This window comes from Streptomyces sp. CO7, from assembly GCF_053474865.1.
This window is the reverse complement of the sequence record NZ_JBRIOU010000009.1, coordinates 308,802-315,059: the sequence shown is the minus strand read 5'-3', so window position 1 is coordinate 315,059 and position 6,258 is coordinate 308,802. Positions and strand designations below refer to the sequence as shown.

At 73.4% G+C, this 6,258-nt stretch carries 6 protein-coding genes and 1 pseudogene; 4 read left to right on the top strand and 3 right to left on the bottom strand.

What is annotated here, in order from left to right; translation table 11 throughout:
* Nucleotides 1-1,311 (bottom strand): MFS transporter (locus tag ACOV8S_RS28025; RefSeq protein WP_448321262.1); only part of this gene is annotated, 1,311 nt, incomplete at its 3' end.
* Between the two features lie 151 nt (nucleotides 1,312-1,462).
* Nucleotides 1,463-2,500 (bottom strand): hypothetical protein, encoded by a 1,038-nt coding sequence (locus ACOV8S_RS28020; protein WP_448321258.1) that lies wholly within the window; start codon nucleotides 2,498-2,500, stop codon nucleotides 1,463-1,465.
* Between the two features lie 226 nt (nucleotides 2,501-2,726).
* On the opposite strand from ACOV8S_RS28020, the gene ACOV8S_RS28015 reads away from it, so the two are divergent.
* Nucleotides 2,727-3,539, top strand: coding sequence for a DedA family protein (locus ACOV8S_RS28015; protein WP_448321257.1), 813 nt, complete (start codon nucleotides 2,727-2,729; stop codon nucleotides 3,537-3,539).
* A 7-nt stretch (nucleotides 3,540-3,546) separates the two neighbouring features.
* Here the strand turns inward: ACOV8S_RS28015 and ACOV8S_RS28010 are convergent, their stop codons facing one another.
* A complete protein-coding gene (locus tag ACOV8S_RS28010) occupies nucleotides 3,547-4,080 on the bottom strand; it encodes a gamma carbonic anhydrase family protein (protein ID WP_448321255.1) in 534 nt (177 codons plus the stop codon).
* A 110-nt stretch (nucleotides 4,081-4,190) separates the two neighbouring features.
* Between ACOV8S_RS28010 and ACOV8S_RS28005 the strand changes: the two are divergent.
* The 3 genes and pseudogenes from ACOV8S_RS28005 to ACOV8S_RS27995 all read left to right on the top strand — a co-directional run.
* A pseudogene (locus ACOV8S_RS28005) lies at nucleotides 4,191-4,982 on the top strand (acyltransferase); the annotation flags it as partial.
* A 226-nt stretch (nucleotides 4,983-5,208) separates the two neighbouring features.
* Complete coding sequence (locus tag ACOV8S_RS28000) at nucleotides 5,209-5,697, top strand: nitroreductase/quinone reductase family protein (RefSeq protein ID WP_448321253.1); 489 nt, start codon at nucleotides 5,209-5,211, stop codon at nucleotides 5,695-5,697.
* A gap of 63 nt (nucleotides 5,698-5,760) precedes the next feature.
* A partial coding sequence (locus ACOV8S_RS27995; protein WP_448321252.1) for a YbaK/EbsC family protein occupies nucleotides 5,761-6,258 on the top strand: 498 nt, incomplete at its 3' end.

Genomic DNA, 6,258 nt, shown 5'->3' with positions numbered 1-6,258 from the left:
GGCAGGAGCGGGGACGGTGGGGTCGAGGGCGACCGGCGTGACGGGAGGGACGACCGCGTCGAGGGTGGCGCCCGCCTTGGGGTGGGGGTCGGACCGCAGGGTGAGGCGGCGGACGTCGGGGACCAGGAGGACCGCGGCGGTGACGAGGACGACCAGTGCCGCGCAGCCCCACAGCGCCGAGGTGCGTCCGAACGCCGTCTCGGCCGGCCCGGCCAGCGCCGTGGCCAGCGGAACCATCGCGATCGAGCCGAACCAGTCGTAGGCGGAGACCCGGGACAGCTTGTCCTCGGGTATCTCCTGGTGCAGCGCCGTCATCCAGGAGACGCCGAAGACCTCGATGGTCACGCCGGTCACGAACATGACCCCCCACAGCACGCCGGTCGGCACCGGAACCGCGAGGGCGGCGCTGGGCAGTGCCAGCGGGAAGACACACAGCGTGCCCGCCAGCAGCAGCCGCCGGGGCTTCCAGCGGGTCATCAGCAGGCCGCCTGCCATCGTGCCCGCCCCGAACGCTGCCAGGGCCAGCCCCCAGGGACCCGCGCCGCCCAAGCTGTCCCGGGCCACCAGCGGCCCGTACACCGCCTCGGCCGCGCCCACCACCGCGTTGGCCACCGAGAACTGGATCACGATGCCCCACAGCCAGGGACGGGACGCGAACTCCTGCCAGCCCTCCCGCAGGTCGGCGAGCATGCCGCCACCGGGTTCGCGCGGCGCGATGCCGCGGACGTCGAGCAGCGCGCGCAGAGAGGCGGCCACCGCGAAGGCGGCCGCGTCGACGGCCAGCACCCAGCCCGGGCCCATGGCGGCGACCATCGCCCCGCCGAGCGCGGCGCCGCCCAGCGAGGCGCCGTGCATGGCCATCCGGTAGACGGCGAAGGCACGGCCGGCCTCCCCGGCGGGGACCGAGGAGAGCAGCATGCCCTCCGAGGCGGGGCCGAAGAACGCCTGTGCCGCGCCGCCGAGGCCGGCCAGCAGCATCATCTGCCACAGCCGCGCCTCCCCGGCGATGACCAGCACGGCGAAGACGGCCTGGGAGAGACAGTTGACGGTGTTCGCCGCCACCATCACCCGGTGCCGGGGAAGCCGGTCGGCGACCGCCCCGCCGATGAGCAGGAACAGCACCAGCGGCAACGTGCGCGAGGCCACCACCAGGCCGACGTCGCCGCCGGATCCGCCGGAGTCGAGCACGGCGAAGGCCGAGGCGATCATCGCGCCCGCGCCACCGAGGTTGGTGACGCAGGCGGCGGCGGTGAGCAGGAGGTAGTTGCGGCGGCCGCCGGCGGACGGCGACGGTGCGGGCGGGGTGGTCACCCCCTGACTATCGCCGCTGACCAGGGCGGTTGCCAAACCCCTTTCCGGCCCTCACGGGAACAGGTGCTTACGGAGCAGGCCCTCACGGGGACCCGGTCATCACCGGGACCGGCCCGCGAGCGAGCCGGTCCGCGGTGGGAGACGGCGGGCGTCAGCCCTTGGGGGTGCCGTGCAGGCGGACGGTGTCGAGCACCTTCATGATGGTCTCCTCGGACACCTCGTCGTCCACGCCGGTGGCCCCGAACAGGGTCCAGGCCACGAAGTCGCCGTTGGAGTTCTTGAAGCCGAAGGTGAGGGCCTTGCCGTCGGTGGCGCACTTGCCCTTGTCCGGGGTGTTCTTGGACCGGGCCCAGGCGATGCTGCCCTCGACCCCGGAGGCCGTCGTGTAGGGCTTGGCCTTCTTGTCCCAGGTGACGCTCTTCTTGTCGGGCTGCGTGTAGCCGGCGAACACCCACGTGTTGGAGTGGTTGATCGCCACCTCGTCGGTGCTCTTCGCGCCGTTGGCGCCCTTGGTGCCCACGGTGGCCAGGGCGGTCTCGTCCTCCCGGCCGTCCTTGTCGTCGTCCGAGACGCACCACTTCGACTTGTAGTACGCCGGCGCCGACATGACGATCAGCGGCTCGAGGTCGTCCGAGCCGTCCTCCTCGAACCCGATCAGCATGGTCGAGCTCTCCACCTCCCAGTCCGCCGGGACGTCGAAGGCGGTGCCCCACTTGGGGTTCACCACGACCTTCCAGCCGGGGACCGTCGGCTTGGGGCCCTCGCCGCGCGGATTGTCCTCCGAGGACCCGGTGGCCTTCGGAGAGGCCGGCTTCGAGGCGGACGCGGAGGCGGACGGCTTGCCGTCACCGCCGGCCACGACCTTCTCGTCGTCGTCGCCCAGCACGAGGAAACCGGTCACCGCGGCCGTCAGCACCACGGCCGAGGCGGCGACGATCGCGACCAGCTTCGTCCGCCGCGACGGGTCCGAGGGACCGCCGCCGGCGGGCGGCTGCGCGGGGCCCGCCGGCCCGGCGGGCCCCCACTGGCCCTGCGGGGCGTAGGGACCGGGCTGCGGCTGCTGCTGGTAGCCGGGCGTCTGGTACGGGTTTGGCTGCTGCTGGTACCCCGGCTGCTGGTAGGGGTTCACCGGCTGCTGCGGGTTGTTCGGGTTCTGCTCGCCACCAGGCGGCTGCTGTCCAGGCCACATGGCCCGTAACCCTAGTCGCGCAGAGACACGCTTTGGTCACCGTTCCTCGTCCGTGATGTAGCAGAACGGGTTCCGGCGGAGTGACGGTAGGCTTCCCGGCATACGGGCGCGGGTGCGGGCACGGGTGCCGACGCCCCCCGTGCCACGACGGCGACAGCGCGCACCGGTCGGTGGGGACCGGACACGACAACCCGGCGAGACGCGAGAGCGCAGGAAGAAGGCACAGGTGCACGTCCAGGAATGGCTCGAGACGGTGCCGGCGGGCGCGGTCTACGCGTTGGTGGGCATCGTCATCGGTCTGGAGAGCCTCGGCATCCCGCTGCCCGGCGAGATCGTCCTGGTCTCCTCGGCCCTGCTCTCCTCCCAGCACGCGGGCATCGACCCGCTGATCCTCGGCATCTGCGCCAGCGCCGGAGCGATCATCGGCGACTCCATCGGCTACGCCATCGGCCGCAAGGGCGGACGCCCGCTGCTGGCCTGGCTGGGCGCGAAGTTCCCGAAGCACTTCAGCGAAGGACACGTGGCCGCAGCCGAGAAGTCCTTCGACAAGTGGGGCATGTGGGCCGTCTTCTTCGGCCGGTTCGTCGCCCTGCTGCGGATCTTCGCCGGCCCGCTGGCGGGCGTGCTGCAGATGCCGTACTGGAAGTTCCTGATCGCCAACGTCAGCGGCGGCATCGTCTGGGCCGGTGGCACCACCGCCGTCATCTACTACGTGGGCATCGTCGCCGAGGCGTGGCTGAAGCGGTTCTCGTGGGTGGGGCTGGTGCTCGCGGTGGCCATCGGTCTCACGTCCATGATCCTGATGAAGCGCCGGGCGGCCAAGATGACCGCCTCCGCGTCGGACACCTCCGGGGACGAGTCCGGGGAGACGGACGGCGGGGCGACGGACGAGAAGACGGACGGCGGGACCGGGCGGACCGGTGAGCCGGACGAGGCCGCGGCGACCGTTCCCGACGGGACGGACACCACGCCCACGGACCGGGCGGGCACGACCGCGCCGACGGCCGGTCGGGAGCCCGAACCGGCCGCCGAACGCTGAGGGCGGGTCAGCCGGCCGCGTGCACGGCCCGGTGCGCCTTCGCCAGCTCCGTGTAGTGCGCCGCGTTCAGCCGGATCCCCGCGCGCTCCTCCTCGGTGAGTTCCCGCCGCACCCTGGCGGGGACTCCCGCGACCAGCGAACCGGGCGGCACGACCATCCCCTGCGGCACCAGGGCCTGCGCCGCCACCAGCGACCCGGCGCCGATCACCGCGCCGTTGAGCACGGTGGCGCCCATGCCGATCAGGCAGTCGTCCTCCACCGTTGCCCCGTGCACCACCGCGTTGTGGCCGATCGAGACGCCCTGCCCGATCGTCACCGGGAAGCCCGGGTCGACGTGGAGCGTGCAGTTGTCCTGGACGTTGCTGTCCTCGCCGACCACGATCGGGCCCGCCTCCGAACGCAGCACCGCGCCGTACCAGACGCTCGCGCCCCGGCGCAGCGTCACCTCGCCCAGCAGGACGGAGGTGGGCGCCGCGTAGGCGTCCTCCTCCAGGACCGGTTCCTTGCCGCCGATGCCCGCGACCAGCGCCTCGTGCGCCATTGCCCCTCCAGGTGGTAGCCGTTCCCCGGCACGGTATGCCACCGCCGCTGGGGTGAAGATCACAGGTCCCCGGCAGGGTCGCGGTGCCGGGTGCTGGTTACCGTGAGCGGGTGCCCAAGAGCCAGAACTCCCTCACCGTGTGGCGGCGTCGCCTCCTGCAGCGTGGCGTCCACGCCGCCTGGGCGTGGGTCCAGCGCACCGGAGCGGTGTCCGCCGAGCAGCCGGGCCGGCTGCGGTTCCGGTCGATGGGGCCGCACACCAAGCTCGCCTTCCCTCTGGGCACCGTCTTCGGCGAGCCCTGGATCGAGCTGGGCTCCTACTGCATCATCGGCGAGCAGGTCACCCTCACGGCCGGTCTGATGCCCGACCTCGACCTCGGTGCGGAGACGATTCTTCGCATAGGGAACGGCGTGGTCCTCGGGCGCGGCAGCCACGTCATCGCCGACACCACCGTGTCGATCGGTGACGACTGCTACTTCGGGCCCTACGTCTACGTCACCTCCACCAACCACTCCTACGACGACCCCCACCAGCCGATCGGCAAGCAGTGGCCGCGCACCGATCCGGTGGAGATCGGTCCCGGCTGCTGGATCGGCACCGGCGCCGTGATCCTGCCCGGCGCCCGGATCGGGCGGAACGTGGTGGTCGGCGCCGGCGCGGTGGTGCGCGGGGTCGTCCCGGACCACTCCGTGGTGGTCGGCGCGCCCGCCAAGGTCGTCCGCCGCTGGACGCCCGACCAGGGCTGGCAGCCGCCGCTGCGCACGCCCGCGCCGTCCCCCGTCCCCGCCGACGCCACCGCCGAGCAGCTGCTGGCCCTGGCCGAGCTCGACGACGAGACGGTGGCGCGCCTGGCGGCCCTCGACGAGGAGGAGGCCGCCCGCCTGACCGCCCTCGACGGGGAGCCGGACGCCTCGGCCCCGCACGGGAAGCCGGACGCCTCGGCCCCGCACGGGGAGCCGGACGCCTCGGCCCCGCACGGGGAGCGGGACGCCTCCCCGGCCGCCCTCGACCCGCACGACGATCGGGACGTCCGTCTCCGACGGGCCGTGCGGAGCCGTCGGCGGTAGCGTCGGCCGCGGAACGCGCGCACGTCGGACCGGAGATGCGGCGCGGGAGCGGAGGAGACCGATGAGCTTCACACCGACCCCGAACGGAACCCGCGGCGCGGCCCAGCCCGGTGCTCTGACGCGCCGGGTGAACGCGCTCGCCATGCGACGGATCGTGCGCCGCGGCGGCGGTCGCGTCATGGGCAGGGAAGCCCTGGTCCTGACCACCGTGGGACGCCGCTCCGGCCGGCCCAGGAAGACGCCGGTGGCCCGCTTCGAGGAGAAGGGCGGGACCTGGCTGATCGTGGCGAGCGCCAACGGCGCGGCACGCAACCCGGACTGGTACTACAACCTGGCCGCCCACCCGGACCAGGTCGCCGTGACCCTGGACGGCCGGACCATGGAGGTCACCGCCGAGCAGCTGCGCGGCGAGGAGCGGGAGCAGGTCTGGCGGGTGATCACCGCCGTCCAGCCCCGGTTCGCCCGCTACACCGAGAAGACGGACCGCGAACTGCCGGTGATCCGGCTGACGCCCCGGTCCGTGCGCCTCGGCGACGGGTCCGACGCCTGAGGCGGCGGTCCACCTCGCGGGCGGCGGCGGGGCGACCGGAGCGGTTCCGCTACCGTGCCCGCCATGCGCGCACCTCTGGGAGACTTCGCCGACGCCCGCCCCGCCACCGCATGCCTCGACGAGCTCGTCGGGCCGGTCGCCGAGGCGGTCAGGACCTGGGGCGGGGACGTCCCGGCGGAGAGCATCGTCTACGTCGACACCGACCCGGAGAAGGCGGACACGGCCGTGTTCGCCGAGCACTACGGGGCCGAACTGCTGGACGCCTCGGCCAACTGTGTCGTGGTGGCGGGCAAGCGCGGCGGGGAGACCGGCTTCGCCGCCTGCCTGGTGCTCTCCACCACCCGGGCCGACGTCAACGGCCTGGTGCGCCGCCGGCTGGGGGCGCGCAAGGCGTCCTTCGCCCCGATGGACACGGCCACCGGCCTGACGGGCATGGAGTACGGCGGGATCACGCCGGTGGGGCTGCCCGCCGGGTGGCCGGTGCTGGTGGACTCCGCCGTGGCGGCCCTGCCGTACGTCCTGGTCGGCAGCGGCCGCAGGCGGGGGAAGCTGCTGGTGCCC

What these genes read in the sequence shown, in the direction of transcription:
- ACOV8S_RS28020 (WP_448321258.1), bottom strand. Translation starts at nt 2,500, where the DNA reads ATGTGGCCTGGACAGCAGCCGCCTGGTGGCGAGCAGAACCCGAACAAC.
- ACOV8S_RS28010 (WP_448321255.1), bottom strand. Translation starts at nt 4,080, where the DNA reads ATGGCGCACGAGGCGCTGGTCGCGGGCATCGGCGGCAAGGAACCGGTC.
- ACOV8S_RS28000 (WP_448321253.1), top strand. Translation starts at nt 5,209, where the DNA reads ATGAGCTTCACACCGACCCCGAACGGAACCCGCGGCGCGGCCCAGCCC.